General features: G+C 75.0%; 22 protein-coding genes. 6 read left to right on the top strand and 16 right to left on the bottom strand.

The features are described 5' to 3' along the window. The first annotated feature begins 102 nt into the window (after window positions 1-102). A complete protein-coding gene (locus ACGFX4_RS26150; protein WP_393078965.1) occupies window positions 103-1,395 on the top strand; it encodes an acyltransferase family protein in 1,293 nt (430 codons plus the stop codon). 95 nt (window positions 1,396-1,490) lie between these two features. Here the strand turns inward: ACGFX4_RS26150 and ACGFX4_RS26155 are convergent, their stop codons facing one another. From ACGFX4_RS26155 to ACGFX4_RS26190, 8 genes are all read right to left on the bottom strand, one after another. Then, window positions 1,491-2,228 carry an SDR family NAD(P)-dependent oxidoreductase gene (locus tag ACGFX4_RS26155; RefSeq protein ID WP_393078967.1) on the bottom strand — a complete coding sequence of 246 codons (738 nt, stop codon included), beginning with the start codon at window positions 2,226-2,228 and terminating at the stop codon, window positions 1,491-1,493. 110 nt (window positions 2,229-2,338) lie between these two features. Further along, a complete protein-coding gene (locus ACGFX4_RS26160; protein ID WP_393078969.1) occupies window positions 2,339-3,298 on the bottom strand; it encodes an aromatase/cyclase in 960 nt (319 codons plus the stop codon). A gap of 21 nt (window positions 3,299-3,319) precedes the next feature. Further along, the gene (fabG, locus tag ACGFX4_RS26165) at window positions 3,320-4,102 is read right to left on the bottom strand and encodes a 3-oxoacyl-ACP reductase FabG (protein ID WP_393078972.1); all 783 of its coding nucleotides are present in this window, start codon (window positions 4,100-4,102) and stop codon (window positions 3,320-3,322) included. 128 nt (window positions 4,103-4,230) lie between these two features. Next, window positions 4,231-5,250, bottom strand: a complete 1,020-nt coding sequence (locus tag ACGFX4_RS26170) for an acyltransferase domain-containing protein (protein WP_393078975.1) — start codon at window positions 5,248-5,250, stop codon at window positions 4,231-4,233. Between the two features lie 172 nt (window positions 5,251-5,422). Beyond that, complete coding sequence (locus ACGFX4_RS26175; protein WP_393078977.1) at window positions 5,423-5,686, bottom strand: acyl carrier protein; 264 nt, start codon at window positions 5,684-5,686, stop codon at window positions 5,423-5,425. 208 nt (window positions 5,687-5,894) lie between these two features. Further along, window positions 5,895-7,127: a ketosynthase chain-length factor gene (locus tag ACGFX4_RS26180; protein ID WP_393078980.1), complete on the bottom strand. Its 1,233-nt coding sequence runs from the start codon at window positions 7,125-7,127 to the stop codon at window positions 5,895-5,897. After that, window positions 7,124-8,395, bottom strand: a complete 1,272-nt coding sequence (locus tag ACGFX4_RS26185; protein ID WP_393078983.1) for a beta-ketoacyl-[acyl-carrier-protein] synthase family protein — start codon at window positions 8,393-8,395, stop codon at window positions 7,124-7,126. The genes ACGFX4_RS26180 and ACGFX4_RS26185 overlap by 4 nt, the downstream gene beginning before the upstream one ends. Window positions 8,396-8,640: 245 nt before the next feature. After that, window positions 8,641-9,657, bottom strand: coding sequence for a ketoacyl-ACP synthase III family protein (locus ACGFX4_RS26190; RefSeq protein ID WP_393078986.1), 1,017 nt, complete (start codon window positions 9,655-9,657; stop codon window positions 8,641-8,643). Window positions 9,658-9,998: 341 nt separating this feature from the next. On the opposite strand from ACGFX4_RS26190, the gene ACGFX4_RS26195 reads away from it, so the two are divergent. Both ACGFX4_RS26195 and ACGFX4_RS26200 read left to right on the top strand, forming a co-directional pair. Further along, window positions 9,999-10,442 carry a hypothetical protein gene (locus ACGFX4_RS26195; RefSeq protein ID WP_393078988.1) on the top strand — a complete coding sequence of 148 codons (444 nt, stop codon included), beginning with the start codon at window positions 9,999-10,001 and terminating at the stop codon, window positions 10,440-10,442. Window positions 10,443-10,597: 155 nt separating this feature from the next. Further along, complete coding sequence (locus ACGFX4_RS26200) at window positions 10,598-10,804, top strand: dTMP kinase (RefSeq protein ID WP_393078990.1); 207 nt, start codon at window positions 10,598-10,600, stop codon at window positions 10,802-10,804. On the opposite strand, the gene ACGFX4_RS26205 is transcribed toward ACGFX4_RS26200, so the two are convergent. The 8 genes from ACGFX4_RS26205 to ACGFX4_RS26240 all read right to left on the bottom strand — a co-directional run bounded on the left by ACGFX4_RS26205 (window position 10,801) and on the right by ACGFX4_RS26240 (window position 21,984). After that, the gene (locus ACGFX4_RS26205; RefSeq protein WP_393078992.1) at window positions 10,801-11,586 is read right to left on the bottom strand and encodes a DUF2785 domain-containing protein; all 786 of its coding nucleotides are present in this window, start codon (window positions 11,584-11,586) and stop codon (window positions 10,801-10,803) included. The genes ACGFX4_RS26200 and ACGFX4_RS26205 overlap by 4 nt on opposite strands. A gap of 26 nt (window positions 11,587-11,612) precedes the next feature. After that, window positions 11,613-15,878 carry a hypothetical protein gene (locus tag ACGFX4_RS26210; RefSeq protein ID WP_393078994.1) on the bottom strand — a complete coding sequence of 1,422 codons (4,266 nt, stop codon included), beginning with the start codon at window positions 15,876-15,878 and terminating at the stop codon, window positions 11,613-11,615. A gap of 28 nt (window positions 15,879-15,906) precedes the next feature. Then, on the bottom strand, window positions 15,907-16,710 hold the full coding sequence (locus ACGFX4_RS26215; RefSeq protein WP_393078996.1) for a BTAD domain-containing putative transcriptional regulator: 804 nt from the start codon (window positions 16,708-16,710) through the stop codon (window positions 15,907-15,909). Between the two features lie 13 nt (window positions 16,711-16,723). Then, window positions 16,724-17,554 (bottom strand): 4'-phosphopantetheinyl transferase family protein, encoded by an 831-nt coding sequence (locus ACGFX4_RS26220; protein ID WP_393078999.1) that lies wholly within the window; start codon window positions 17,552-17,554, stop codon window positions 16,724-16,726. Window positions 17,555-17,628: 74 nt separating this feature from the next. Beyond that, a complete protein-coding gene (locus tag ACGFX4_RS26225) occupies window positions 17,629-19,407 on the bottom strand; it encodes an acyl-CoA dehydrogenase (protein ID WP_393079001.1) in 1,779 nt (592 codons plus the stop codon). A 158-nt stretch (window positions 19,408-19,565) separates the two neighbouring features. Beyond that, window positions 19,566-19,832: an acyl carrier protein gene (locus tag ACGFX4_RS26230; protein WP_393079004.1), complete on the bottom strand. Its 267-nt coding sequence runs from the start codon at window positions 19,830-19,832 to the stop codon at window positions 19,566-19,568. Between the two features lie 37 nt (window positions 19,833-19,869). Then, window positions 19,870-21,132, bottom strand: a complete 1,263-nt coding sequence (locus ACGFX4_RS26235) for an acyltransferase domain-containing protein (RefSeq protein WP_393079006.1) — start codon at window positions 21,130-21,132, stop codon at window positions 19,870-19,872. Window positions 21,133-21,165: 33 nt separating this feature from the next. Continuing rightward, window positions 21,166-21,984, bottom strand: coding sequence for a BTAD domain-containing putative transcriptional regulator (locus ACGFX4_RS26240; RefSeq protein WP_393079009.1), 819 nt, complete (start codon window positions 21,982-21,984; stop codon window positions 21,166-21,168). 239 nt (window positions 21,985-22,223) lie between these two features. On the opposite strand from ACGFX4_RS26240, the gene ACGFX4_RS26245 reads away from it, so the two are divergent. The 3 genes from ACGFX4_RS26245 to ACGFX4_RS26255 are packed head-to-tail and all read left to right on the top strand — an operon-like array spanning window position 22,224 to window position 26,255. Then, window positions 22,224-22,469: a hypothetical protein gene (locus tag ACGFX4_RS26245; protein ID WP_393079011.1), complete on the top strand. Its 246-nt coding sequence runs from the start codon at window positions 22,224-22,226 to the stop codon at window positions 22,467-22,469. Further along, window positions 22,466-24,766 carry a TOMM precursor leader peptide-binding protein gene (locus tag ACGFX4_RS26250; RefSeq protein ID WP_393079013.1) on the top strand — a complete coding sequence of 767 codons (2,301 nt, stop codon included), beginning with the start codon at window positions 22,466-22,468 and terminating at the stop codon, window positions 24,764-24,766. The genes ACGFX4_RS26245 and ACGFX4_RS26250 overlap by 4 nt, the downstream gene beginning before the upstream one ends. Window positions 24,767-24,803: 37 nt before the next feature. Beyond that, entirely contained in the window at window positions 24,804-26,255 is a 1,452-nt protein-coding gene (locus ACGFX4_RS26255) for a SagB family peptide dehydrogenase (protein ID WP_393079016.1), read from the top strand. Window positions 26,256-26,344: the final 89 nt, after the last annotated feature.

The raw sequence follows: 26,344 nt of genomic DNA on the forward strand, positions 1-26,344 counted from the left end.
CCGACGGCGTGCCACCCGGGCGCGTTCCGGCCCCGAGCCCGATTCGAGGGCCCGCTGCGATGCTCCGTGGACCCCAGAGCCCCCACGGAGAGGCCGCATCCCATGACCACCACCCCTCCCCACAGACAGTTCGACCGGCTGCCGTCGCTGTCCGGCCTGCGCTGGTTCGCCGCGCTGCTGGTCTTCACCACGCACTTCGTCCACCTCGAACTGTCCAAGGGCAGCCCGCTGCAGGACGTCCTGGACACCGTGCTCACCCGGACCGGACTGGCCGGCGTCAGCGCGTTCTTCCTGCTCAGCGGCTTCGTCCTGACCTGGTCGGCGCGGCCCTCCGACACCGTGCGCAGCTTCCTGCGCCGCCGTTTCGCCCGGGTCTACCCGAGCCACCTGCTGGTCGCCGGCCTCGCCGCCCTGCTGATGGCCGGCGGCGGCCTGCTGCCCGGACCGAAGCCGATCCTGGCCAACCTGCTGCTGGTGCAGAGCTGGAGCCCCAGCCAGACCTACTCGCTGTCGCTCAACCCGGTGACCTGGTCGCTGAGTTGCGAGGTCTTCTTCTACCTGGTCTTCCCGCTGGTGATCGGCGCGATGAACCGGGCCCGGACCTCCTCGCTGCAGATCTTCACCGGCGCCTCGTTCCTCGCCACCCTGGTGCTGCCCGCGATCGTCGGCCGGCTGTTCACCGTCGCCCACCCGCCGGCCAAGGAGCTCGTCGACACCAGCGTGTACGGCGGCCCGTTCACCGGCTGGTTCGCCAACGTCTTCCCCGGCATGCGGCTGCTGGAGTTCCTGGCCGGCGTCTCGATCGCGATCCTGGTCCGGCGCCGCGCCTGGCCGCGGATCCCGGCCGGCTGGGCGTTCGCGATCCTCGCCGCCGGATACGCCAACGAGCTGTGGCTGGACGGCTACCTGCAGCTGGTCGGCGGCGTGGAGATCCCGGTCGCGATCCTGATCGCCTCGCTCGCCCAGGCCGACCTGGCCGGCAGCTGGTCGCCGGTGCGGGGGCGGCGGGCCGCGAAGCTGGGCGAACTCACCTACGCCTTCTACCTGGTGCACTTCCTGGTGCTGATCGGCCTCGGCTCGACGGTGAAGCCGCTCGCCGTCGCCCTCGGCGCCACCGCCGACCGGGACGCCCCGGTGCCGGTCTGGCTCCTGCTCGCCGCCTACCTGGTGCTGCTGGCGGTCGCCCTGGGCCTCGGCTGGGCGGTGCACCGCGGCGTCGAGCAGCCGATGATGCGGGTGCTCACCCGCGGCCGCCGCAAGACCGCAACCGGGACCGGGCGGACCGAGCTGGTCCCGCTGCGGGTGGACACCACGGCGGTCTCCGGCGGGGCGGCCGGCACCGGAGCCACCGGCACCGGACCGGAGCGCGAGAAGCCCGCACCGATCGGCATCTGACACCGGCACACCGGAACGCCGGGAACGCCGAAGCCCCCTCCGCCCGGAACGGCGGAGGGGGCTTCGGCGTCGGCCGGCCGGACAGCCGGCCGGGCTCAGTGCCGCATCCCGCCGTTGACCTCGACCACCGTGCCGTTGACGTACGAGGCCTCCTCGCCGGCCAGGAAGGCGACCACCCGGCCGATCTCCTCGCCGCGCCCCGGGCGGCCCGCCGCCAGCTTCGGCAGGAACATGTTCCACATCCGCTCGTCGGCCGCCAGCGCCCGGCTCATCCCCCGGTCGGTGATGCCCGGCGACACGCAGTTCACCGTCACCCCGGCGTCGGCCAGCTCCAGGGCGGCGACCCGGGTCAGCGCCTCGACCGCCGCCTTGGTCGCGCAGTACGCGGAGGCGCCCGCCATCGGCCGCTGCGACAGGGCGGAGGAGACCGTGACGATCCGGCCCCAGCCCTGCGCGCGCAGCAGCGGGGCGGCCGCGTGCAGGCAGTGGTAGACGCCGCTCAGGTTGACCGCCAGCGCGTCCGCCCACTGCGCCGGGGTGAGCCGCTCGACCGGGCCGGGGGCGTTGACGGCGGCGTTGGCAACCACGATGTCCAGGCCGCCGAACCGCTCCCGGGCGGCGGCCATCAGGGCCGCCACCGAGTCGGCGTCCCGGACGTCCACCGGATGGAAGTGGGCCCGATCACCGCCGAGTTCGAGGATCGGGGCGGCCGCGGCCGCCTCCCGGCCGGCCACCACCACCCGGGCGCCCTCGGCGAGCAGCGTCTCGGCGATCGCCTCGCCGAGCCCCTTGGCGCCGCCGGTGACCACCGCGACCTTGTCCTTGACCGTCATGGTTCTGCCTCCTGCTGGATGGGTTCTGGGTCGGGCGTCCGCGGTCAGCGCGAAACCCCCGGGCGCACCGGCGGCCGGGGGCGACGCGTGGCTGTCGCGGAGGGGTCGGGTCACCGCGCGCGGCGCTGCTCGGCGAACTCCTTGGCGTGCCGCAGCGTGGTCGAGCTGTTGGTGCCCAGCGCGTGCCGGACCTTCTGCTTGGCCTCGGCGACGGTCGCGTCCTCGCCGAGCAGGGTGCGTACGCCCTCCGGGTCCAGGGTGACGGTGTGCCAGGAGGTGGCGCGGACGCCGGTGCCCTCCGGCTCGATCACCCAGCGGCCGGTGTGGCCGGTCATCACCGGCGGCACCTTGACCTGCTTGTAGACGAGGGTCCGGCGCTCCGGGAAGCTCACCCGCACCGAGACGGTGGTGTGCAGCGAGCCGTCGGGGCTGCGGGTGTCCATCTCCATGTGCTGGACGCCGCCGTCCTGCTCGACCAGGTCGAGCCGGGCCACATGCGGCAGGCGCTGCGGCCAGGCGTCCGCGCGGTCCAGGAACTCGAAGACGTCCTGCGCGGCGCCCTCGATCAGCAGCGAGTCGCTGAAGGTGAAGCGCAGCTCCTCGCCGTCCGGGCCGGGCTGCGCGGCGCGGCCCAGCGCCGCCAGCTCGGCGGCGCTGTTGCGGTCGATGGCCTGCTCGATCCACGCGACCGCCTGCGGGTCGTCGTCCACGGCGGTGAAGTCGTGCAGCAGCACGACGTGGCTGCCGCCGTCCGCGGTCGGCGTGATCAGCCACTCGCCGCCCATCGACGCGACCGGCGCCGAGGAGACCACCTGGCGGAAGACGACCGTACGGGCGGTGCGGTCCAGGGTGCGGCGCGAGGTCCAGTGGCGGACCTCGCCGTTGGCGGTCGCCCAGATCCGCAGCAGCTGCTCGGTGCCGTCGTCCTCGGCGACCTCGGCGTGCACGGTGGGGCCGAACACGTTCGGCCAGCCGTCGGCGTCCGCGATCAGCGCGAACACCCGCTCCGGCGCGGCCGGGACGGTGATCTCGTGCCGGGTGAGGTGGGTGGTCAGGGTAGGGGTGGTCACGGCTGCTTCCCTTCTCCGTGCCTAGTAGTTGCCGAGCCCGCCGCAGACGTTCAGGGCCTGCGCGGTGATCGAGGCGGCGAGGTCGCCCGCCAGGTAGCCGACCAGGCCGGCCACCTCCTCCGGGGTGGAGTAGCGGCCGAGCGGGATCTTCGCCTGGAACTTCGCCAGCACCTCGTCCTCGGTGGTGCCCCAGTGCGCGGCGTAGCCCTGGCGCACCCGCTCCGCCATCGGGGTCTCCACGTAGCCCGGGCAGACCGCGTTCACCGTGATGCCGGCGGTGGCGAGCTCCAGGCCGAGCGCCTTGGTGAAACCGATCACGCCGTGCTTGGACGCCGAGTACGGCGCCGCCAGCATCACGCCCTGCTTGCCGCCGGTGGAGGCGATGCTGATGATCCGGCCGCGGCCCGCCTCGCGCATGCCGCCGGTGGTCAGCACCTCGCGGGTGATCCGGAAGACGGCGGTCAGGTTGGTGGCGATGACGTCGTCCCAGAGCTCGTCCGGGAGTTCGGCGGTGATGCCGCCGCCGCCGCGGCCGGCGTTGTTCACCAGGACGTGGATCGGGCCGTAGGTGTCCACGGCCGCCTGCACCAGCGCCTTCACCGATCCGGCGTCGCGGACGTCGGCGGTGGTGCCGGCCACCTCCAGGCCGCGGCCGCGCAGCTTCTCCACTACGGTGTCGACCCGGTCGGCGTCGCGGGCGCACAGGAACACCGCGTGGCCCTGCTCGGCCAGCGTCTCGGCCACCGCCAGGCCGATCCCGCTGGTGCCCCCGGTGACCAGGGCGACCCTCTGCTGCTCGGACATCCGTGCTCTCCTCTCGCGGTACGACTCGGTGACGTCCGGAGGCTCGCAGGACGGGCTAGAGACGCTCTGGACGGGCTCTGGACGCCCGGTGCCGCCGCCCGCGCCGCCGCCGGTGCCGCCGCGGCGGGTCATGCGGGGGCGAGGTGGTACGGGCTCACCGGATGCCCCTCGGCCTCGATCGCGCGGGCGGCGCGGAGCAGGTTCTGCAGGTCGTCGGCCGGGGTGCGGGGCCGCGAGCCGAGCAGCGGGACGACGGCGGAGCGGCCGCCGCCGACCTCCGGGTGGCGGCGGGCCAGGGCGCTCAGGCCCTGCCCCGGGCCGGCCTCCACCAGCAGGTGCGGGCCGCGGGCGAGCAGCGCGTCCAGCGCGGGCCCGAAGAGCACCGGTTCGGCCGGCTGCATCGCCCAGAACCCGGGGTCGACCGCGCTCCCGGCGGACAGCTCCCCCGCGGTGTAGCCGGAGACCAACGGCGTCCGCGGGGCCCGCAGTTCGACGCCGTCGTAGCCGGCCAGGGTGCGCCGGCAGGCCGGCCGCAGCGAGGGGCTGTGGAAGCCCGAGGTGGCCCTGGCCCGCATGCAGGTGATCCCGGAGGCGATCAACTCGGCCTCGGCGACCGCGAGATCGGGGTCCGGCCCGGCGAGCAGCAACTGCTGCGGACCGTTGATCGCGCCGATCACCACCTGCTCGGTGAGGTACGGGATGACCGCCTCGGCGGTGGCGGCGACCGCCAGCATGCCGCCGGGCGGGGCGTCGGCGATCGCCTCGATCCGCTCCGCGAGCAGCCGGACCGCGTCGGCGAGCGGCAGGACGCCCGCCAGCACCGCGCCGACCGCCTCGCCGACGCTGTGGCCGAGGATCGCGGCGGGCCGCACCCCCCAGGCGTGCAGCGTCCGGGCGAGCGCGTAGTCGATGGCGAAGAGCAGCGGCTGGGCGCGGCGCACGTCGTCCAGCGGGACGGCCGGCTGCTCGGCGAGCCAGTCCGTGCGGACGGCGGCGCCGTCCGGGCCGAGCAGGTCGAGCACCTCGTCGAGGGCGTCGGTGAAGGCGGGGACGGTGCGGTACAGGCCGTGCGCCATCCGGGCGTGCTGGGCGCCCTGGCCCGGCAGCAGCAGCGCCACCGGGCGCGGACGGGCGGGGGTGGCGGTCATTCTCGCTCCTCCTGGGACGGTTGCGGGCACGGCGGCGCGGCCGCCCCCGCCCGGGGACGGGCGAAGGCGGCCGAGGGGGGTGCGCCGTGGTGGACAGGGGTCGGGGCCGGGTGGGCCGGGTCGTGGGCCTGGTGGATCAGGTGGGCCCTGCGGGTCAGCTGGGCCCTGCGGGTCAGGCGACGGCGGTCTCGGTGGCCGGGACGCCGTTGACCAGGGCGAGGAACTCGCGCGGGGTCTCGGCGGCGACGGCGTCGTCGGGCAGGGTGACGCCGTACTCGCGCTGGATGACGCCGACGACCTGCAGCAGGGCGAGCGAGTCGTAGCCCAGGTCGAAGAAGGACGAGTCCAGGACGTCGCCGCTGAGGTCGATGGACTCGTCCGCGCCGGCGCTCTCCTGGAGCAGGCGGGTCAGGTCGGCGAGTTCGAGGATGGCCATGGTCGTTCGGTCCTCTCGGTCTGCGGATGAGGGTGCGGGAGCCGGGGTCCGGGGGCCCGACGTCGTCGGCGGGCTCCCGGCTCCCGGGTTCGGGGTCGCCGGTGGGGCGGCGGCCCCGGGGTCGCGGTCTCCGGGTGGGGGTCCGGTCGCCGCGGCGGGTGGGTACTCGGTGGGGGTCCTTCGAGGGTCCTTCGGTGGGTCTCGGGGGTCAGGGCGCCGTCAGCACCATGGCGGCGTTGAAGCCGCCGTAGCCGCGGGCCAGGACCAGGGCGGTGCGCAGCCGGGCCTCGCGCGGGCCGCCGGTGACCAGGTCGATCCGGTGGGCCTCGGCGGGTGCGGCGACGTGCGCGGTGGGCGGGACGACGCCGTCGCGCAGGGCGAGCAGCGCGGTGGCGGCGTCCAGGGCGGCGCCGCCGCCGAACAGCCGGCCGGTCATGGTCTTCGGCGCGGTGACCGGGACCCCTTCCGGGCCGAACAGGTCGGCCAGCACCTCGGCCTCGACCCGGTCGAGTTCGGGCACGCCGGCGGCGTCGGCGAACACCACGTCGACGTCGGACGGCGCCAACCGGGCGTCGGCGAGGGCGAGTTCCACGGCCCGGCGCAGGCCGGGGGGTCGGCCGGAGCCGGGCCGCGGGTCCAGGGTGGCGGCGTAGCCGGCGAGTTCGCCGTACACCTGCCGGGCGCCGCGCCCGCGCGCCGACCGCTCGTCCTCGACGACCAGGATGGCGCCGCCCTCGCCGGGCACGTAGCCGCCGGCGTCGGCGGCGAACGGGAGGTAGGCGCGGGTCGGGTCGTCGGCGGTGGAGAGCAGGCCGGTGGCGATCTGCGGCACCCAGCCCCACGGGCAGAGCGCGCCGTCGACACCGCCGGAGACCACCATCGGGGTGCCCTTGCGGACGTGCCGCCGGGCGTGGCCGAGCGCGTCCAGCCCGCCGGCCTGCTCGGTGACCAGCACGCCGCTGGGGCCGCGCAGTTCGTGCCGGATGGAGATCTGCCCGGTGTTGACGGCGTAGAACCAGGCGAAGGACTGGTACGCGCTGACGTACTCCTTGCCCTTGTCCCACAGCGCCTGCAGCTCGCGCTGGCCGAACTCGACGCCGCCGCCGGAGGCCGCGGTGACCACGCCCATGCCGTACTCGTCGAGCTGGCCGGGCCTGAGATCGGCGTCGCGCAGCGCCTGGTCGGCGGCGGTCAGGGCGAGCCGGGTCATGTGGTCGGTCTGCGGCAGCAGCCGGCTGGGGACGTGCTCCTCGGCGGTGAAGCCGGGCACCTCGCCGGCCACCTTCGCCGGGTACTGGGCGGGGTCGAAGCGGGTGAGCCGGCCGAGGCCGCTCTTCCCGGCCAGGGTCGCGGCCCAGTACTCCTCGGTGCCGAGGCCGTTGGGGGCGGTGACGCCCAGGCCGGTCACCACGGCCCGGGCGGCGGTGGGGGTGGCGGTCACGACGCGTTGCTCCTCTCCGGGCGGGCCAGCACCATGGCGCTCTGGAAGCCGCCGAAGCCGCTGCCGACGCTGAGCACCGCGTCGGTGCGGTGCTCGCGGGCGGTGAGCGGGACGTAGTCGAGGTCGCAGTCCGGGTCCGGCTCGTGCAGGTTGGCGGTCGGCGGCACCACGTTGTGCTCCATGGCGAGCGCGCAGGCGGCGATCTCCAGGGCGCCGATCGCGCCGAGCGAGTGGCCGATCATCGACTTGATCGAGCTGACCGGCGTCGCGTACGCGTGGTCGCCGAGGCTCAGCTTGAACGCGGCGGTCTCGTGCCGGTCGTTCATCTTGGTGCTGGAGCCGTGCGCGTTGATGTAGTCCAGCGCGGTGCCCGCCAGCCGGGCCTCGGCCAGCGCGGCGGTGATCGCCTGCGCCATCTCGCGGCCGTCCGGCTTGAGGCCGGTCATGTGGAACGCGTTGCAGCGCGAGGCGAAGCCGGCGATCTCGGCGTAGACGTGCGCGCCGCGGCGGCGGGCCGACTCCAGCTCCTCCAGGATCAGCACCGCCGAACCCTCGCCCAGCACCAGGCCGTTGCGGGTCCGGTCGAACGGCCGGGAGGCGTGCTCCGGGTCGTCGTTGCGCGGGGTGGTGGCGTGGATCGCGTCGAAGCACGCCGAGGTGATCGGCGAGATCGGCGCCTCGGTGGCACCCGCCACCATGACGTCCGCCGAACCCTCGCGGATCAGCTCGACCGCGTGGCCGAGCGCGTCCAGGCCCGAGGTGCAGCCGGTGGAGACCACCGCGGCCGGGCCCTCGGCGCCGGCCTGCCAGGCCACCTCGGCCGCCATCGAGCTGGGCACGAAGTGCCGGTACAGGTCGGCGACCGCGTAGCGGTGGTCGACGTTCCAGGCCTTCCCGCCGTCGCTGACCACCACGTACTCGCGCTCCAGGCTGGTGGTGCAGCCGACCGCGCTGCCCAGACTGGTGCCGATCCGGCCCGGGTCCAGGGCGCCGGTGTCCAGGCCGCTGTCGGCCAGCGCCTCGCGGGCGGCGACCACGGCGAACTGCGCGGCCCGGTCCAGCCGGCGGATCTCCTGCGGGCTCAGCCCCTCGCGGGCCGGGTCGAAGTCGACCTCGGCGGCGACCCGGGAGCGGAACGGCGACGGGTCGTAGTGGGTGATGGTGCGGGTGGCGGAGCGGCCCGCGGTGAGCAGCTCCCAGTACGCCTTCACCCCGATCCCGCCGGGGGCGACGGCCCCCAGGCCGGTGATGACGACCCGTCGGGTCACGGCCGCCTCCCGGACGTCTCGATGTGGTTCACGTGGTCCTTCCCTTTCGGCAGGGCGGCTGGGCCGGAGCGGACTTGGGCAGTGGGACGAGGGTGGGGGCAGGGGCTGGACGCCGCCTGGAGAGGCCCTGGAAGCCCCGGTCCCGGGCGGTGCCGCACACCCGCGGTCGGACGGGGGCGGAGGCCCCGGGGTTAGGCGGGGGGCGGCGGCCCCAGGGTCAGGCGGGGGGGGGCGGCGGCCCCGGGTCAGGCGGTCGCCTCCACCACGGCGGCCGACCAGCTGAACCCGGCGCCGATGCCGAGCAGCAGGGCCAGCCCGCCGGGCCGCAGCGCGCCGCTCGCCACCAGGTGGCCGAGCCCGGCGAACTGGTCGGCGGCGCCCAGGTGGCCGACCGCGCGGCTCCACGGCCAGGTGGAGCGCTCCGGGTCGATGCCGAACGGCTTGAAGAAGGCCGCCGACAGCCGGCGGTGGCCCAGGTGCGGCAGGACGAAGCGGTCGATGTCCTCCAGCCGCACGTCCGCCTCGGCGAGCGCCGCCTTCACCGCGGCGTGCTGTCCCCCGGACACCCGGGTGACGCACCAGGACACCCCGTGCCGGGCGACGAACGCCTGCTTGGCGACTTCCAGGTCGATCACCGGCCGGTGCTCGAACGGCGCCGCGCCGAACGGGTCGTCGCCGCGGTGCATCCCCTCCAGCTCGGAGTCGGACAGCGTCACCAGGCTGCGCAGCCGGGCGAACCCGCCCCGCCGCGACAGCACCAGCGCCGAACCGCCGTCCCCGTACAGGGTTCCCGGATCGCCGTTCCACCGGTCGAACCCCGGCGGGGCGAACCGGTCGCCCGCGGTGAGCAGCACCGCCTCGCGGCCCTCCACCCCGCTCAGGTAGCCGGCGCCCAGCTCCAGCGCCGCCATGCCGCCGTTCGACAGCTGGCGGATCTCGATCGCCGGGCAGGAGTTGCGCAGCGCCTCCCGCTGCACGTACGACGCCGGGGCCCACAGGTCGTGGCCCTGGTGGTACACGGTCGCGTGCAGGAGCAGGTCCACCCGGTCCGCGAGACCCGGCGCGGTGGCCGCCAGGGCCGCGCGCGCCGCCTCGGCGGCGAACTCCGGGCCGGACCGGCCGTCCGAGACCACGACGGCCTCCGCCTTCGTCCGGCGCGCGGTCTCCGGGTCCAGCAGACCCTCGGCCACCGCCTCCGCGACCGGCTTCGCCGGCGGCAGGCTGGCGCCGTGACCCGCCAGATAGATGTCGTCGTACTTCACGCTGAGCCCCTCCAGGGAACGGACCGCGGTGGCCTGACTCGCAGTGCGGCGCCCGGGGCGGACGGCGGAGTGGTCCCCCGCACGCCGCCCCGGCGCTGAACCGCCGGCCGCGCCCCGCTCATGACGGGCCGGCCGGGCCGCCCGGACGGCCCGCTGTTCGCGGAACACGCCCGGGTAGTGCCGCCGGATCCGCACCCTGCGGCGCGGCCGGCCCGGTCACTGTGCGAGGGCCCCCTCGAAGTCGGCTGGAGGACAACGGCGTTCGCTCCTCCACCCCGCCTCCAGCGGCCGCCGCGACCCTGCGCGCACCCGCCCGTCCCCGTCACCTGAGGACCACCACCGTGAAGCTCCGCGCCCTCGCCCCGCTCGCCCTCGCCGCCGTCCTCGCCGCCGGCACCACCGCCGCCGCCACCGACACCGCCGATAGCGCGAACGCCTGCCGGACGCCGCTCGGCAGATCCCTGCAACTGACCCTCGACGACGGCCTGGTGATGAGATTCGACTACGCCGCCGACGGCACCTCGCTGACCGGCACGATCATCGCCGCCGGCGACACCGGCGGCGAGGTCGGCCACGTCACCACCGTCCCCGTCGACCTCGCCCAGGTCTCCACCGGCGTCTGGCTCGCCAACTGGATCGAGGCCGACGACCTCACCATCAGCCTGGTCCAGGACATGCGCACCCGCACCGCCCGCACCTACTGGTCCTACAGCCTCGGCGACGGCCACCGCGGCGGCGAGTCCCACACCGGCACCCTCACCTGCCTCCCCGCCGTCAGCAGCTGATCCACGGCACCTCGGACCCGGACACTCGGACACCCGTCCCGGCCTGCGGCTCGGCAGCCTCGGACTGTCCGGAGTCCGAGACACCTTCTGCCTGCCGGCCGGACGCCCTGACGCTGGTACCACAACGTCCGACCAGTCGTCAGAGGAGAACCGACGTGCTCCCGTTCCTCCACCAACTCGCCGCCTCGCAGCGGGTCGTCCTGCTCGCCCTCGCGCTGATCCCGCTCCTGGTGATCGCCGTCGCGACCGTCCCCGCGTACCTGTTCCTGCCCTTCCTGCCGGGCGGCGCCGACCGCGCGGTCCAACTGCTGACCACCCAGACCGCGTGGCTGCGCACCGCCCTGACGGGCACCCGCCGCTAACGCCGGACGATCCGGTCCAGCACCTGCGCGAGGCGGGACTTCACCGCCTCGCGCAGCGGCAGCGGCACCGCGTCCTGGTCGGCCCGCACACCGCGGTCGGCCAGGACGTACAGCAGGCGCAGCGTCCGCAGGCAGTTGGTGACCTCGGCGGGCACCGGGGTGGCGATGCTGTCGGCGCCGAACCGGACCTCGACCGCATCGAGCCAGCCGACGGCCTGCCGCTCGGACAGGTCGGGCCGCGTCAGCACGCGGCCGATCGCCCGGGCGAGGCGGTCGTCCTCCAGCTGGTCGAAGACGTACGTGGTCGGCGCGGTCAAGCGGGCCGCGGCGAGGGCCAGCATCCGCTCCGGCGCCACCTCCGGCCGCAGGCCGAGGCGGGCGAGCAGGTCGGCGCCGTGCGCGGCGGCGTGCAGCCAGCCGAGCCCCGCGTCGCGGCCGCGCAGATCGGTCTCCCCCGGGTACCACCGCTCGAACGCGTCCACCCACGCCGACCGGAGATCACCGCGCGCCACCAGCATGTCCAGCACCAGCGGCGCAAACGTCCGCGCCTGGACCTCCGGGTGGCCGAACCGTGCCGCCATCTCGTCGCCCAGCTCCAGCCGGCGCGCCTCGGGAATCACCCCGCGCTCGATCCACGTCGCCAGGACGCTGTACGGCGTCCCGTCCCGCACCAGCGGATCCGGGTCGGCGAGGGCCAGCGAGAGCTCCCCCACCAGGTCGTCCAGCCGGCGGTCCGCGGGCACGGCGCAGCCGTTCGCCTCGATCACATCCCAATCGGTCACGGACCGCACAGTAGGCACGCCCGGGCCTACCGTGCCTCCGAATTCCGACCGCCCTCGCCCCGCCGCCAGGGCACCCGCTCCAACGCGGCCGCGACCATCTCCTCCGGGTCACCGACCTGGAGACCGAGCACCCACATCCGCGCGGCGACCTCGCCCAGCGGCCGGTTGACCGCCCGGGCGGCGGCGGCCAGCCGCCCGAGCGTCACCCGTGCGTCCACCGGAAGCCACGGGTTGAGTCCGTCGAGCTCGACGCTGAGCAGCACCAGGTCGTCCCGGCCGGGCCGGTCACCGGCCGGGACCCGGACGTCGAGACCGTGAGCACGCAGCTGCTCGGCGATCTGCTCGACAGGCAGGCCGAGCGTCAGCGCGCAGCGGACCACATGGCTGTACGGGACCTTCTCTCCAGGGCGGTACCAGGGGGCCTTCCGGTCGATTCCCCGACTGAGCAGGTTGAGGTCGGCGGGCGGCGCGTCCGGCGCGAGTGCCCTGCCGTGGAGCACCGTGAGGCCGAACCTCTCCAACCGGTCGACGACCTCGGCGTCCTGAAGGCCGAGCCTGCCCGCGAGGTGCTGGACGGCGGCGATGTCGATGCAGTCGCCGCCGCCACCGCCGTGGCCGTCCACCTCACACAGGACGTCGAGGAACCTCGCGTCCGCCTCGGTGAGATGGTGCAGACCCTCGGGCGTCCGGTAACCGAGCTCGCCCAGCTGTCGGAGCACCACGGGGATGGGGATCCCGCACCTGTCGGCCGCCCTGACGACGTGTCGGGCGGGGACGGGTCGGCGTGGGTCGAGCCGGGGCGAGCTGCCGTCGAAACGTACGGTGAACAGCGCGATGTCGATCCGTCCGGTGATCTCCAGCGCGGAGAGGTCGGCGACCTCGAGTCCGTAGGCGGTGAGCCTTGCGGCCACGTCCGCCGGTTCGAGTGCCTGCGCCCGGGCCACCAGCAGAAGGTGGAGGGCGTCCACTGGCCGCTCGGAGTCGATCCAGGGCGGCAGGCCGTCGCCGTCCTGGCTGAACAGCGCGGAGTCCCCTTCCCGAGCGGCGGCCGACCCGGGCGGATGCGGCGCGCAGTGGTATCCGTAACGGGAGAGGCGTCGCACGATGTGGTCGAAGGTGAGCCCGGTCAGCTCGCTCGCGAACACGAGTTGGGACAGCCCGACGTGGCAGCCGACGTCCGGCCATCGACCGACAGCGATCGCCGAGTCGGTGAGAAGGGTGAGATCGACGTTGTCGGGCCAGTCGGGCACCGCGTCGGGAAGATCCACCTGACAGCCGAGACGGCGTAGACGGTCCGCCAGCTCACGCAAGCCGCACCCGACCAGACGGTGCAGATCGAGCAGACCGGCGACGTCGATGTGTGAAGGTTCCTCCGTCCCGAGGGCCGTTCCGGCTCCGAGCAGCTTCCTGTCGAGATCGTCGAACTCGCCGGCGGGCCGCAGGCCCAGCACGGCGAGCCGTTCGGCGTCCTGGGGCGAAAGCCAGGAGCCGTCGTCCTCGGACCCCTGAAGAACGACCAGTTGCTTGGTGGAATATGCCCCGTCCCAGCTGCTGTCGATCGCCAGGAACCGGGCGTCGGACGGGAGGGCCGGTTCGACCGGTCCGAGGCTTCGGAGGTCGATCAGGTCCGCCAGCTGCGGATACTCTCCGAGCAGGTCGAGACCGATCAGCCGCCAGAGGAACAGGTGGTCCTGAATCAGGAACGCCTGGTGCCGATCGATCCCGCGCCGACGTTGCTCTTCGGCCCGCCCCCTCCCGCTGTGGTCGGGATCCAGCAGATGGAGGTCGGGGGCGAAGAACCCCGCCGCGCCGAGATCGACGACGCGCCGGTTGATCGGCACCTTCCGCTGCTGGGTCACTGCCTCCCGAACCACCAGGTCCGCGACGTCATAGTCCTGAGCCGCGATCCAGTCCAGGTCGACCAGCGGTTCGCGGGAGCCGATCAGCTCGGCAACGCTGCCGCGGAGCAGCGCGGAGACGCGGTCGGACACATCCTCGGTGATGGTCTTCCGGTCGACCGAGAGCGCCACCTGATGGGGTCCGCAGAGGTTCACCACGGCATGGATCCAGGTGGCCCTGTCGCCCTGCTCCGACGATCGGACCCCCGAGGTACGGATTCCGTCGACCAGGACCTCACCTCGCCGGTCGGCCCAGATGACGTGGCCGTCCGGCTGCATCGCTGTGTGGACCAGGACGGCTTCGCGCCTGCCGTTCGGCTGGAGCCGGCGCCCCGCTCCCGTGTACCGCCACGGGTGCCAGCGGGCAGTCCTCGGGGGATCGGCCGTCCAGTCCTCGGCGCTGAGGGTGAACTCGGAGACGGCAACCAGCTCTTGGAGCACCTCGACGCAGGAGCGGGTCAGCGCGCCGTCGCGCAGGTAGAGCCGGACGGCGGTGTGCGGGGTGGGAGCGGGCTGCTCGGGGTATTCGATGCGGAAGAGGTGGCCGGGGCCGGCGACGGTCGCGCGCAGGACGGGGCCCGGGCCGCGGCGGCGGTGCATCCGGCAGGTGGTGACCCGGATCTCGTCGGCGAGCATGAAGTAGCTGAGCACCCCGATGCCGAAGCGGCTGTTGGGGAACATCCGGATGCCGTACCGCTCCCACTCGGCCTGCTCCTCTGCGAACTCCTCGGTGCCGGTGAAGCTGAGGCCGGCCCGGGAGAAGACGCCCGACAGTTCCTCCTCCCCCATCCCGACGCCGTTGTCCCGGCACTCGAGGTACGGGCGGCCGCTGTCGTCGGTGCCCTGGACGAAGGTGATCTCGCCGCGGTAGGCGTCGGGCGGGCAGTCCAGGCCCTGGGAGCGGAACTGGTACTCGATCCGGGCACGGCGGTGGCGGCAGGCGTCGAGGGCGTTCTGGTACAGCTCGCGAACGGCGAGCTGCGGATCCCCGTAGAGCTGGTCACCCATCAGCAGTTCGCGCAGGCGGCGCTCGTCGACGGTGAAGCGGGCGGTGCGGGCGCTGAACCCGGCGGCGCGGCCGTGGCCGGGAGCGGGTTCGACGCGGTGGGCGATCGCGCCGGTGGGCAGCGACCGGAGCGGAGCGAGCGCGTCGTGGCGCGCGGCCGCACGGTGGACGGCGCGCAGGGTCAGGTCGACGGCGTCGACGTGGTCGCGCAGGGCGAGCAGGGTGGCGGGGTCGTCGCCGAAGGCTTCCAGGACGCAGTCGCGCGGAACGGCGCCGGGACCCTCCCGGTGCCACCTGGCCTGGCCCAACCTGGCTCGGACGGAGTCGAGTTCGACGCCGTGCGGAACGCCCAGGTGTTCGACCAGGACGGTGGGCAGGTCGGCGGCGTCCAGGGCGAGCGGCCGGGCGAGGGCGAGCAGCAGCCCGAGCAACCGGGGGCGGATCGCCTCGTCGCGGTGCGCGCCGGGCAGGTCCAGGTGTTCGGCGAGGGCGAGTTCGAGGGCGTCGTCGTCGGCGAGCCGGGCCGGGCCGAAGCGCAGGACGCGCAGCAGCGCGCCGGTCCGGCGCCGGTCGAGGACCACCCGGAGGTCCCCTTCGGCCGGGCCGAGCAGGTCGGTCACCACGGACGGGTCGACCGGGCGCTTCTCCAGGACCCACCGGCGCAGCAGCCAGTGGCCGATCTCGTGCGCGGCCGGGCGGCGACCGGGGAGTTCGGGGGCCTCGGCGCGGCGGACCAGCCAGGGGTGGCCGAGCAGGTAGCCGCGGAAGGAGCCGCGTTCGGGTCCGGCCGGGGCGTCCGCGCCGAGCGTGTCGGGGCTGACGAGCGGGGTGAGCGCGTCGGCGGTGGCGCGCTGGTGGGCGAGGTGGAGCAGCGGGACGAGGGTGAGCAGTGCGGCTTCGGCGGCGGCGAGTTCGCGCAGGTCGGCCCACCTGGCGAGGGTTCCGACCCGGTCCAGCCAGCGGCCGGGGAGGGCCGGGTCGTGCCACGGGTCGCCACTCCCGGCCGTGGACCATGCGCGGCCCAACTCTCCTGCCAGCCGGGCGGACTGTTCGCGCAGCGCCGCCGAGTCGGCCACGTACGTCCAGAGCGGGTGGGCCCGGACCAGGTCCGCCCAGCCCCCGTCCTCCGGTTCGGCGGAGCGGCGGGAGCCGCGGGCGGCCTCGTGCAGGTCTTTCCAGTCGCAGCGGTCGGCCGGTTCGGCGGCCCAGCCGAGGTAGAGCTCGATCAGCGGCCGGACCGTGTCGAAGTCGGGCGCGACGGTCTGGCCGAACCAGCCGGAGACGGTCTGTTTCCTCAACCCGAGCTTGCGGATCGCGTCGCTGCGGTTGCGTCCCGTCGCTGTCAGCGCCCGCTGCTCCAGCGAGTTGAGCTCTTCGAACCACGCCATGCCGCGAGCGTAGCGACAGCGGCGGCGGCTACGGGACGAGTTGGGCGCGGCCGCGGGCGGCGGTGGGGACGGCGGCGGCGCCGAGGATGGCGCGTTCGAGTTCGCGCAGGCCGGGGCCGGGTTCGAGGGCGAGTTCGCCGACCAGGTCGCGGCGGATCCGGCGGTAGGCGCTGAGGGCGTCGACGGAGCGGCCGCAGCGGTGCAGGGCGCGCATGTACTGCTCGCAGAGCCGTTCGTTGAGCCGGTGCTCGGAGGTCAACGCGGCCAGTTCGCTGAGCAGTTCGGTGTGCCGGCCGATGGCGAGGTCGGCGTCGATGCGGCGTTCGAGCATCGCCATCCGGCGTTCTTCGAGGTAGCGGACGTCGGCCTCCAGGCGGGGGCCGATCTCGACGTCCACCAGGGCGGGGCCGCGCCAGACCGCGGCCGCCTGTCTGAGCAGGCGTTCGGCGGTCTCGGGGTCGCCGAGGTCCATGGCGCGGATGCCGGTGGCGCCATAGCGTTCGAAGGCGGCGGTGTCGGTGGTGTCGGGGTCGATGTCGAGCTGGTAGCCGCCGAAGGCGGTGCGCAGGACCCGCTTGGCGGAGACGCCGGCGGGCAGGGCGGCGTCGAGCAGGCGGCGCAGTTGCAGGATGTACGTCTGCAGGGTGGTGAGGGCGCTGGCGGGCGGGTGGCCGCCCCAGAGTTCCTCCAGGATGACGGGGACGGGGACGACCTGGCCGACGCGGACCGCGAGCAGGGCGAGCACCTTGCGCGGTTTGGCGGCGGTGGGCACCACGGAGGTGCCGTCGACGGTCATGGTCAGCGGTCCGAGTACGCCTGTCCGTATGTCCATGCGTGCGTTCCTCTCAGACAGATCCAGCGGGGCCGGTGGCCCTCAGCGCCCGGTGGACGGCGCCCAGGGTGGACGCGTCCAGCGCGGTGGTCACCCGCGTGTCGGCGGTACGGCCGAGGCCTCCGTCGCGCAGGGCGAGGCCGGCGAGGTGGCGTTCACCGACCCGCAGCGAGCGGAAGGACCAGCTGTCGCTGTCCGCCGGTGAGCCGTCGGCACGGCGCAGCCGGGGCGGGTTCTCGTCGACCTGGAAGCCGAACTCCGTGAAAGGAAAGTACAGTCCCTGACCCAGTGCCTTGGTATAAGCCTCCTTGAGCGTCCATTGACGGACCAGCCGCAGGTTCCGGTGCTCCTCGGGGGTGGCCTCCAGGAGCCGGGTCTCGGCGGGGGTGCACATCCGGGCCTCGCCGCCGCCGCCGTAGAGCCGGCGGTCGAGGAGTTCGACGTCGACGCCGATGGTGCCGCGGGAGGTGAGGCCAACCAGCATCAGGTCGCCGGTGTGGCTGAGGTTGAGGTCGATCTGGTCGCAGCCGCGGACGTAGAGCCGGCCGGTGAGGGCGTAGCCGAGTTCGAGGTCGCGCGGGTCGGCGCCGACGGCGGTGGCGGCGAGGTACTTGAGCAGGGACCGGGTGGCGAGGAAGCGTTCGCCGGTGGGGCGGCCGGCGGCGGCCCGGTAGCGGTCCCAGTCGCGGCCGAGGAGCTCGCGCAGGGCGGCGGCGTCCTGCGGGCCGGGCAGCCGGGCGCGCCAGTCGGCGATCGAGCCGTAGGCGAGGGCGACGCCGTGCCGTGTCATGTCGCGCCGCAGCGGGCCCCAGGGCCCCTGCGGGCCGACCACCAGGTGCGGCATCGGGAGCGACCTCGACCGCGCGGCGTCGCCGGCCGGAGCCGCCGCGGGCACGGGGGCGGGTCCGGCGGCCGGGCTCATCCGGCGAGCCGGACGTCGTAGAGGTCGTAGCTGCGGTCCTCGTCCGCGCGGCGCAGCACCTCCTCGCAGAGCGCGGCCTCGACGGAGGCGGGCAGCGGTGCGGTGGTGCGGCCGAGCCGGCGCAGCAGCCGGTCGAGGGCGAGGGCGAGCCATTCGGGCCGGGCGCTGTAGGCCTCGTGCTCGGCGTCGGCGTTGAGCCACACGCCGAGGCAGCTGACCGCGGCGAGTGCCAGGGCGTACCGGTCGGTGAGCGGGAAGGCCCGCACGGAGGCGGTGAACTGTCCGTCGCCGCTGTCGAGTTCGAGGGCGGCGGCGCGGATCTCGGCGAGTTCGTCGAGCAGTACGGCGGCCTGCTCGCGCAGGACCGCGCCGAGTTCGCCGTCCTCGACCCGGAGTCCGCCGGCGGCGGCGCGGACGGCGTAGGCGCACAGGCCGTCCTCGCCGCCGAAGCCGGCCAGCCGTTCGGCGTCGATCGGCGGCACCGGGCCGTAGGGGCGGAACAGCGCGTCGGGGGCGGCGCGTTCGGCGGTCCAGGGGGCGGCGGCGATGCCGGGCAGGCAGGGGGCGATGGTGGCCTGGCAGACGGCGCTGCTGACGTGGCCGAAGGTGACCATGGCGAGGTCGCGGACGTGCTTCTGGAAGATCGCGTGGTCGCCGCTGCGGGTGTGGAAGGCGTCGCCCATCACCACCGAGAGGTGGTACAGCGCTTCGCCGACCAGCTTGGGCACCAGGTACTTGGCGACCGCGGAGAGCACGTTGGAGTGCTCGGGCACCAGGTGCAGGGCGCGGGTGGCGGCGAGCGCGAGGCTGTCGCAGACCAGCAGGTCGGCGAAGGTGCCGGCGAGGGCGTTGCGGGCCATCGGCACCTCGGTGACGGGCCGGCTGAACGCGCCCTTCTCCAGGGCGAAGCGGGTGGCGGTGCGCAGCGCGGTGTCGGCGAGGCCGAGCACCATGGAGGGCACGGTGGCGTGGGTGACCGGGAAGGCCCGCAGGCCGAGCGGGATGCCCCGGCCCCAGCCGCCGACCACGGCGTCCTCGGGCACCGGGCAGTCGTCGAACTCGAGTCCGGCGATCCGCAGTCCGCGGACGGCGTCGGTGCGGTAGCGGCCGGTGTAGCGGACCCGGCCGGCCGGGAGTTCGGCGGGGGCGGTGAGCAGGAGGGTGTGGCTGCTGTCGTCGGAGCCGGGCCCGGTGCGGGCGAAGGCGACCAGCAGGTCGGCGTGCTCGGCGTTGTTGACGGCGGCCTTGCGGCCGCTCATCACCGTTCCGGCGGGGGTGCGGGCGGCCCGGAACTCGTCGTTGACGAAGTCGTTGCCGTGCGCGAACTGCTGGAAGGCGATGGTCATCACCCCGCCGTCGAGCAGGGTGTCGGCGGCCCGTCTCTGCTGGGCCTCGTCGCCGTTCAGCCAGATCATCATGGAGGCCATGAAGGAGGTCAGCGCGCCGCCGACGGCGAGGGTGACGTCGCGGCGGAACAGCGGCCGCAGCAGCAGGCCGAGGGCGTCCAGTCCGGCGAGCCGGCCGCCGAGGTCCGCGGGCACGAACTCGGCGTTGATGCCGAGCCGGTGGTAGCGGCGCAGCGCCTCGGCGGGCAGTTCGGCGGCGTCGTCGGCGGCCAGCAGGGCGGCGAACCCGACCGGGTTGTGCCGGTCCCAGGGGTCGCCGAGGTGGTGTTCGATCTCGCCGAGGCGGGCCAGGATCTCGGCGCGGCGGGCCGTCCGGCCCTCGCGGGAGCCCCGGGCCTGCGGGTCGGTCCGGTCCAGCAGATCCGTCACGGCTTCCCCCAGTCGTTGCGTCCCTGCCCGTCGTCGTGTTCGGACACCTGTCCGACGAGGGCACTTGGCTGCGACTGTGAACCGGGCCGTTGGAGACTGGCTCGGTGCGTGCTGGAGATCCACTCAGGCGCCGCGGACCGACCGGCCCGGCCGGCCGGTCAGGCGCTGCGGGACCAGTCCGCCAGGCGTTGCAGGATGTCGAGCAGCAACCGGGGTGTCTCGGCGTCCACCACCAGCTCCTTGCCGACGTGGACGCCGTACCGGTCGCCGAGCACGGCGAGCGCCTGCAGGACGGTCAGCGAGTCGTGACCGAGGTCGTAGAAGCTGAGGTCGAGGACCTCCTCGGTGAGCGGGACGCCCTCGCCGCCGTCGACCGCCGCGAAGACGGCGGCGACCTCGGCCAGGGTGATGGGGGGCTCGGGCATGGCGGTGCTCTCCTCTCCGTTCCGTGGGCCGGACGGCTCAGCCGAGCCGGTGGACGGCCGTCAGGTCGATCTCGTGCCCGGCGGTCCACAGCCGGGCGGCGGCGGTGAGTGCGCTGCGCCGGTCGTGTTCGGCGTTGCGCGGTCGGGCGCTGAGCAGCGAGACCGCGCCGCCGCGGGCCCGCGGGTGGCGGCGGACCAGGGCGTTCAGGCCCTGGCCGGGGCCGCACTCCACGCACAGGTGCGGTCCGGTGGCGAACAGCGCGTTCAGCGCGGACTCCAGCCGGACCGGCCGGGACGGCTGTCCGGCCCAGAACTCCGGGTCCACGGCCAGCTCGGCGGGCAGCGGCCCGCCGGTGGTGGCGGAGTACAGCGGGACGGCGGGCACCCGCAGGTCGATCCGCCGGTAGACCTCGGCGGCCCGTCGGCAGGCGGAGGCGACCACCGGGCTGTGGTACGCGGCACCGGCCCGCACCTTCATCGCGGTCAGCCCGGCCAGGGCCAGCGCCCGGGTGGAGTCGGCGAGTTGCCGGGTCTCCCCGGCGAGCAGGGTCTGGTCGGGCCCGTTCACCGCGGCGACGGTGACCCCGGCGGTGAGCAGGCGGCGGACGGTGTCCGGGCCGGCCGCGACCGCGAGCATGCCGCCCTCGGGCGTCCGGGCGAGCCAGTCGGCCTGCTCGCGGACCACGTCCACCGCGTCGGCGAGCCGCATCACCTCGGCGAGTGCGGCGGCGGCCTGCTCGCCGATGCCCTGGCCGAGCAGGACCGCCGGCCGCACTCCCCAGGAGTGCAGCAGGCGGCCGAGCGCCCAGTCGACGGCGAAGACCAGCGGCAGGGTGCGCCGGACGTCGTCCAGCGGCAGCCGGGGCGTCTCGGACAGCCAGTCGGCCCGGGCGGCCGGGCCGTCCGCGCCGAGCAGGCCGAGCACCTCGTCGACGGCCTCGGTGAAGACCGGTTCCACGCCGTACAGGCCGTGGGCCATCCGCGGGTGCTGGGCGCCCTGGCCCGGCAGCAGCAGCGCCACCGGGTCGGGGCCGGCGGCCGCGCCGCGCAGCGCACCGGGCCGCAGGCCGTCCAGGGCGGCCAGCGCCTCGGTGGCACCGGCCGCGACCAGGGCGCCGCGGGCCGGTCCGTCGGCGGGCGCGCCCCAGGCGTCGGCGACCCCGTCGAACCCGCGGTCGCCGCGGGCCTTGATCCAGCGGCGCAGGCTCGCGCGCAGGGCCTCCTCCTCGGCCGGGTCCGCGGCCGACCACAGCATCAGCCGCGGTACCCGCCCCGGGGCGGGTCCGATTCCGGGCAGCATGAATCAGCTCCTCAGTGGGGATCGGCGGGGCGGTCAGACGGCGAGTCGGCCGACCCGGCCCTCGCCCGGGCGGCCCGGGTCGTCGAGCATCGGGTCCGAGGCGAGGATCGCCTGCTGCAGCTGCTGGAGTCTGGCGGACGGCTCCAGGCCGAACTCGTCGACCATGGTGGCGCGCAGCCGCTTGAAGACGTCCAGCGCGCGCCACTGCCGGCCGGACCGGTACAGCGCGAGCATGTGCTGGGCGTGCAGGTTCTCGTGCCACGGGTGCTGCACGGACAGCACCGCGAGCTCACTGAGCAGCTCGTGGTGCCGGCCGAGCCGCAGGTCGGCGTCGATCCGCCGTTCCAGTACGCCGATCCGGCTCTCCTCCAGTCTCATCACCTCGATCGCCAGTCGGGAGCCGGCCTGCACGTCGACCAGGACCGGTCCGCGCCAGCAGCCGAGCGCGGTGCCCAGCAGCCGCGAGGCGGCCTCGTCGTCGTGCGCGTCCAGCGCCTGCAAGCCGGCGGCGGCGTACCGCTCGTACTCCTGGACGTCCAGCTCCTCGGGGCGGATCTCCAGGACGTAGCCGTTGTACTGGGTGCGCAGTACGTCCTTCGCGGTGCGCGGGCCGTGGGCCCGTAACACCGAGTCCAGGCGCCGGCGCAGCTGCAGGATGTACGTCTGCAGCGTGGTCGGCGCGCTGCGCGGCGGGTCCGCGCCCCACAGTTCGTCCATCAGTACTGTCGCGGGCACCACCTGGCCGGCGCACAGCGCGAGCAGCGCCAGCACCTGCCTGGGTTTTCCCGCGGTCGGGACGATGGACTCTCCCAACTCCGTGGCCTCCAAAGGGCCCAGAACCTTGACCTGCATCGGATACTCCCCCATCCGGCCATGGAACTTCCCGAAAGGGTGTCAAGCGGGGGTCCTCGGCGACCAGTGCCGGGCTCACGGTGTGGGGATGAGGTTCCGCATGCGGGATCCGTGAATTTCTCATGCCGACGGCGTGAGCGGGCCACTGGCGGGGGCGCGCCGGCCGAACTCAGAATGCTGGCGATGGCCGCCCCGGCCAGAGCACCGCCCCGCCCCGAAAGCAGAGTGGAGTGCACCCCATGTCCGACCTCGGATCCACCGCCGACCTCCGGTCGCTGCTCACCGCCGCCCTGCCGGTGGCCGCCGACGCGTCCCCGATGGACCTGACGATCGACGCCTTCGACCGCTGGTCGCTGGCCGACACCCCGGTCCTGGCCCTGTCGGTCGGCCTGTGCGTCGCCCCGGACCCGGAGCCGCACCCGGCCGACGCCCTGGCGGGCCTGTCCGCCGTCGCCGTCCGCCGCGCCGGGCTCGCCGCGGCATGACGGCGCCCGGGGGGAACACCGCCGCGCGGAGCACCGGCTCCTCGCCGCTGGTCGGATTCCGCCGCCACCTGCGGCCCGTCGTGGTGGTCGGCGAGGCCACCTACCTGTTCTCGGAGGACGGCGTGACGGCGGTGCAGGGCCCCGAGATGGAGGCCCTGGCACCGCTGCTCGACGGCACCCGGGACCTGGAGACGCTGCTGCGCGAGGCGGCGCCGAACGTTCCCCCCGCCCGGCTGGGCGCCCTGATGGGGCGGCTGGCCGACGAGGGCCTGGTGGCCCTGCGCCCGGCCGGCGCGCCCGCGGCCGAGGAGTCCGAGCTGGCGTACTGGGAGTCCGCGGGCCTGGACGGCGCGATCGCCGCGGCCCGGACCGCGGCCGGCCGGGTGCACCTGGCCGCGCTCGGCCGCACCGACCGGTCCGAGGCCGAACAGGCCCTACTGACCGCCGGGTTGACCGTCACCGCGGACCCGGCGGAGGCCGACCTGACGGTGGTGCTGGCCGACGACTACCTGGACCCGGAGCTGACCGCGGTGAACGCGGACCGGCTGGCCGCCGGCCGCCCCTGGCTGCTGGCCCGCCCGTACGGCCGGCAGGTGTGGATCGGGCCGGTGTTCCGGCCGGGCGGCGCCTGCTGGTCCTGCCTGGCGCACCGGCTGTGGGGCCACCGCCGGGCCGAGGCGCACGTCCAGCACACCCTGGGCGAGGCCGGTCCGGCCGCCCGGCCGGCCGCCGGGCTCGCCGCGCTGTCCGCGCTGGCCGCCCACCTGGTGGCGCTGGAGGCCGCCAAGTGGCTGGCGGGCTGGCGGGATCCGTCCCAGCAGGCGGTGTGGACGCTGGACACCCTGACCATGGCCGGCCGCCACCACCCGCTGCCCGCCCGCCCGCAGTGCCGGGCCTGCGGCGACCCCGGGCTGATGGCCGAACGGCAGTGGCGGCCGGTCGAGTTCGCCTCCCGGCCGAAGACCGGACTGGACGGCGGCGGGCACCGCGCGCTGCCCCCCGAGCAGGTCCTGGAGCGGTACGGCCACCTGATCAGCCCGGTGACCGGGGTGGTCAAGGAGATCCGCCGCGACCCGCGCGGCCCGGCCTTCCTCAACTCCTTCCTGGCCGGCTCCAACCTGGCGGTCGGCGCGCACAGCCTGGGCGCGCTGCGGGCCGGGCTGCGCTCCAGCAACGGCGGCAAGGGCGTCACCGAGCTGCACGGCCGGGTGAGCGCGCTCGGCGAGGCGGTGGAGCGGCACAGCGGCCACTTCCACGGGGACGAGCCGCGCCTGCGCGGCAGCCTGCGCTCGCTCGGCGAGCGGGCCCTGGACCCGTCCGGCTGGCTGCTGTTCGACGAGCGCCAGTACGCGGACCGGGCCGGGTGGAACGCCCGGCACAACGGCTTCCAGCACGTCCCGGCACCGTTCGACCCGGACCGGGTGCTGGACTGGTCGCCGGTCTGGTCGGTCACCGAGGGCCGGCACCGGCTGCTGCCCACCGCCGCGCTGTACTTCGGCGCGCCGAAGGAGCCCGGCGAGGCGCCGTGCCACGCCGACTCCAACGGCAACGCGGCCGGCAGCAGCCTGGAGGACGCCGTCCTGCAGGGCTTCCTGGAGCTGGTCGAGCGGGACGCGGTCGCCCTCTGGTGGTACAACCGCACCCGGCAGCCCGGCATCGACCTGGACGCCTTCGCCGACCCCTGGACCGAGCAGCTGCGCGAGGTGCACGCCGAACTCGGCCGCGAGGTCTGGGCCCTGGACGTCACCTCCGACCTGGGCGTCCCGACCGTGGTGGCGCTCTCCCGGCGCACCGACAAGCCCGCCGAGGACATCGTGTTCGGCTTCGGCGCGCACTTCGACCCGCGCCTGGCCCTGCGCCGCGCGCTGACCGAGGTCAACCAGCTCCTCCCGGCGGTGCTCGGCGCCCGCCCGGACGGCACCGGGTACGCGGGCGGCGACGCCGAGGCCCTACGCTGGTGGCGCCACTGCACCACGGGTGACCAGCCCCACCTGGTGCCCGACCCCGCCGCGGCCGCGATCCGCCCCGCCGACCACCCGTACCGGCCGCGCCGCGACCTGCGCGAGGACCTGCACCACGTCCGACGGCTGGTCGAGGAGCGCGGGATGGAGCTGCTGGTGCTCGACCAGACCAGACCCGACCTGGGCCTGCCGGTGGTCAAGGTGATCGTCCCCGGGCTGCGGCACTTCTGGGCCCGGTTCGCCCCCGGCCGCCTGTACGACGTCCCGGTGCGGCTGGGCAGGCTGGCCCGGCCCACGCCGTACGAACGGCTCAATCCGATTCCGATCTTCATCTGAGCAGCACCCCGCTCGACCCCCACGAGGAGCCCTCGCCGTGCCCCGATCCGATGCGTCCCTGGCTCCGGTGCGGCTCGTCTCGCTGCGCGAGGACACCCTGGTCGAGCAGGACCCGGCCGGCGACGCCCTGACCGTGGTCAGCCCGTGGGGCGAGCTGCGGATCGAGCGACCGGGCCGGGTGGTCCGCGAGTCGCTGCGCCGGATGGGCTTCGGCCCGGTCTCGCTGGAGAACGTGCCGGGCAGCGCCGAGCACCGGCGGCTGGCCGAGGTGCTGGAGCAGCTGCACCACGTGCTGGTGCACTCGGTGGCCGCGGCCACCGGCCAGGGGCCGCTGCTGTCGCTGGTGCCGGTCTCCGGGCAGGCCGCCCTGCGGCTGCCGGCGGCGGATCCGGGACGGCCCCACCGGCTCTCCCGGTTCGCGGCGCTGGCGGCCCGACCGGAGGGTGCGGTGCTGGAGTCGCCGCTGGCCCTGCACCGGGTGCTGCTGCACCACCCGGACGCGGTGGCGCTGGCCGCCGCGCTGACCCGTCCGGCCACCCCGGAGCAGCTGGCCGCGGCGCTCGGCCTGCCGGCCGTGCTGGCCGCCGAGCTGGTCGCCCACCTCACGGCGGCCGGGACGGTGGTGGCGGGCGAGCCCGACCCGGCGGGCGGGCCGGCCCGGTTCGCCGAGGACAGCGACCCGGTGCTGGGCCTGTGGGCCGAGGCCGACCTGCTGTTCCACACCCGCAGCCGGCTCGGCCGGCACGACGGCCCGTACGGCGCGGTCTTCCCGCACGGCGCGCGCGGCCCGGCCGAGCCGGCCGTCAAACCGCCGCCGGCCGGGCCGCGGATCGCCCTGCACCGCCCGGCGATGGACCGGCTGCTGGCCGGCGACCGGCGGTTCACCGCGGTGCTGGAGGCGGAGCGGCCGGCCGCCGAGGCGGGCCCGGAGCGGCCGCCGACCGCCGAGCAGCTCGGCGAACTCCTGTACCGGGCGGCCCGGGTGCGCTCGCTGGGGGTGGGCAAGCACGGCGCCGCCGACCCGTACCCGGTGAGCGACCGGCCGTACCCGTCCACCGGCTCGCTGTACGAACTGGAGCTGTACGTGGTGGTCGGCGAGTGCCCCGGCCTGCCGCGCGGCATCCACCACTACGACCCGCTGGACCACCGGCTCACCCTGATCAACCGTCAGGAGTCGGACGTGGTCGAGCTGTTGGGCACGGCGCAGATCGCCGCCGGGCTGCCGGCGCCGCCGCCGGTGCTGATCACCCTCACCGCCCGGTTCGGCCGGACCTCGTGGATCTACCGCGGGATGGCGTACGCGGCGACGCTCCGGCACGTCGGCGTGGTGCAGCAGACCCTGTCGCTGGTGGCCACCGCGATGGGCCTCACCCCGCACCCGGTGGCCTTCGGCGACATCGAGTCCTCGGCGCGGGCCTTCGGGCTGGACTGGCGGATCGAGTCCAGCGTCGGGGAGTTCGTGATCGGAGCAGGTCACCGCGGTGGGTGAACGACCCAACCGGGCGGGGAACGGCCGAGACCGATCGGTTGGAACACCAGATCCATCGCGCCCTCGCGGCTAGCATGGGCTCGCTTGCG

This window comes from Kitasatospora sp. NPDC048365 (genome assembly GCF_043200835.1).
In the GTDB taxonomy this organism is placed as follows: domain Bacteria; phylum Actinomycetota; class Actinomycetes; order Streptomycetales; family Streptomycetaceae; genus Kitasatospora; species Kitasatospora terrestris.

Bases quoted from the DNA above. Each gene is read 5' to 3' on its own strand.
- ACGFX4_RS26235 (WP_393079006.1), bottom strand. From the start codon at position 21,132: ATGCTGCCCGGAATCGGACCCGCCCCGGGGCGGGTACCGCGGCTGATG.
- ACGFX4_RS26220 (WP_393078999.1), bottom strand. From the start codon at position 17,554: ATGCCGCACCTGGTGGTCGGCCCGCAGGGGCCCTGGGGCCCGCTGCGG.
- fabG (WP_393078972.1), bottom strand. From the start codon at position 4,102: ATGTCCGAGCAGCAGAGGGTCGCCCTGGTCACCGGGGGCACCAGCGGG.
- ACGFX4_RS26230 (WP_393079004.1), bottom strand. From the start codon at position 19,832: ATGCCCGAGCCCCCCATCACCCTGGCCGAGGTCGCCGCCGTCTTCGCG.
- ACGFX4_RS26170 (WP_393078975.1), bottom strand. From the start codon at position 5,250: ATGACCGCCACCCCCGCCCGTCCGCGCCCGGTGGCGCTGCTGCTGCCG.
- ACGFX4_RS26215 (WP_393078996.1), bottom strand. From the start codon at position 16,710: ATGGACATACGGACAGGCGTACTCGGACCGCTGACCATGACCGTCGAC.
- ACGFX4_RS26250 (WP_393079013.1), top strand. From the start codon at position 22,466: ATGACGGCGCCCGGGGGGAACACCGCCGCGCGGAGCACCGGCTCCTCG.
- ACGFX4_RS26245 (WP_393079011.1), top strand. From the start codon at position 22,224: ATGTCCGACCTCGGATCCACCGCCGACCTCCGGTCGCTGCTCACCGCC.
- ACGFX4_RS26150 (WP_393078965.1), top strand. From the start codon at position 103: ATGACCACCACCCCTCCCCACAGACAGTTCGACCGGCTGCCGTCGCTG.
- ACGFX4_RS26175 (WP_393078977.1), bottom strand. From the start codon at position 5,686: ATGGCCATCCTCGAACTCGCCGACCTGACCCGCCTGCTCCAGGAGAGC.
- ACGFX4_RS26210 (WP_393078994.1), bottom strand. From the start codon at position 15,878: ATGGCGTGGTTCGAAGAGCTCAACTCGCTGGAGCAGCGGGCGCTGACA.
- ACGFX4_RS26155 (WP_393078967.1), bottom strand. From the start codon at position 2,228: ATGACGGTCAAGGACAAGGTCGCGGTGGTCACCGGCGGCGCCAAGGGG.
- ACGFX4_RS26240 (WP_393079009.1), bottom strand. From the start codon at position 21,984: ATGCAGGTCAAGGTTCTGGGCCCTTTGGAGGCCACGGAGTTGGGAGAG.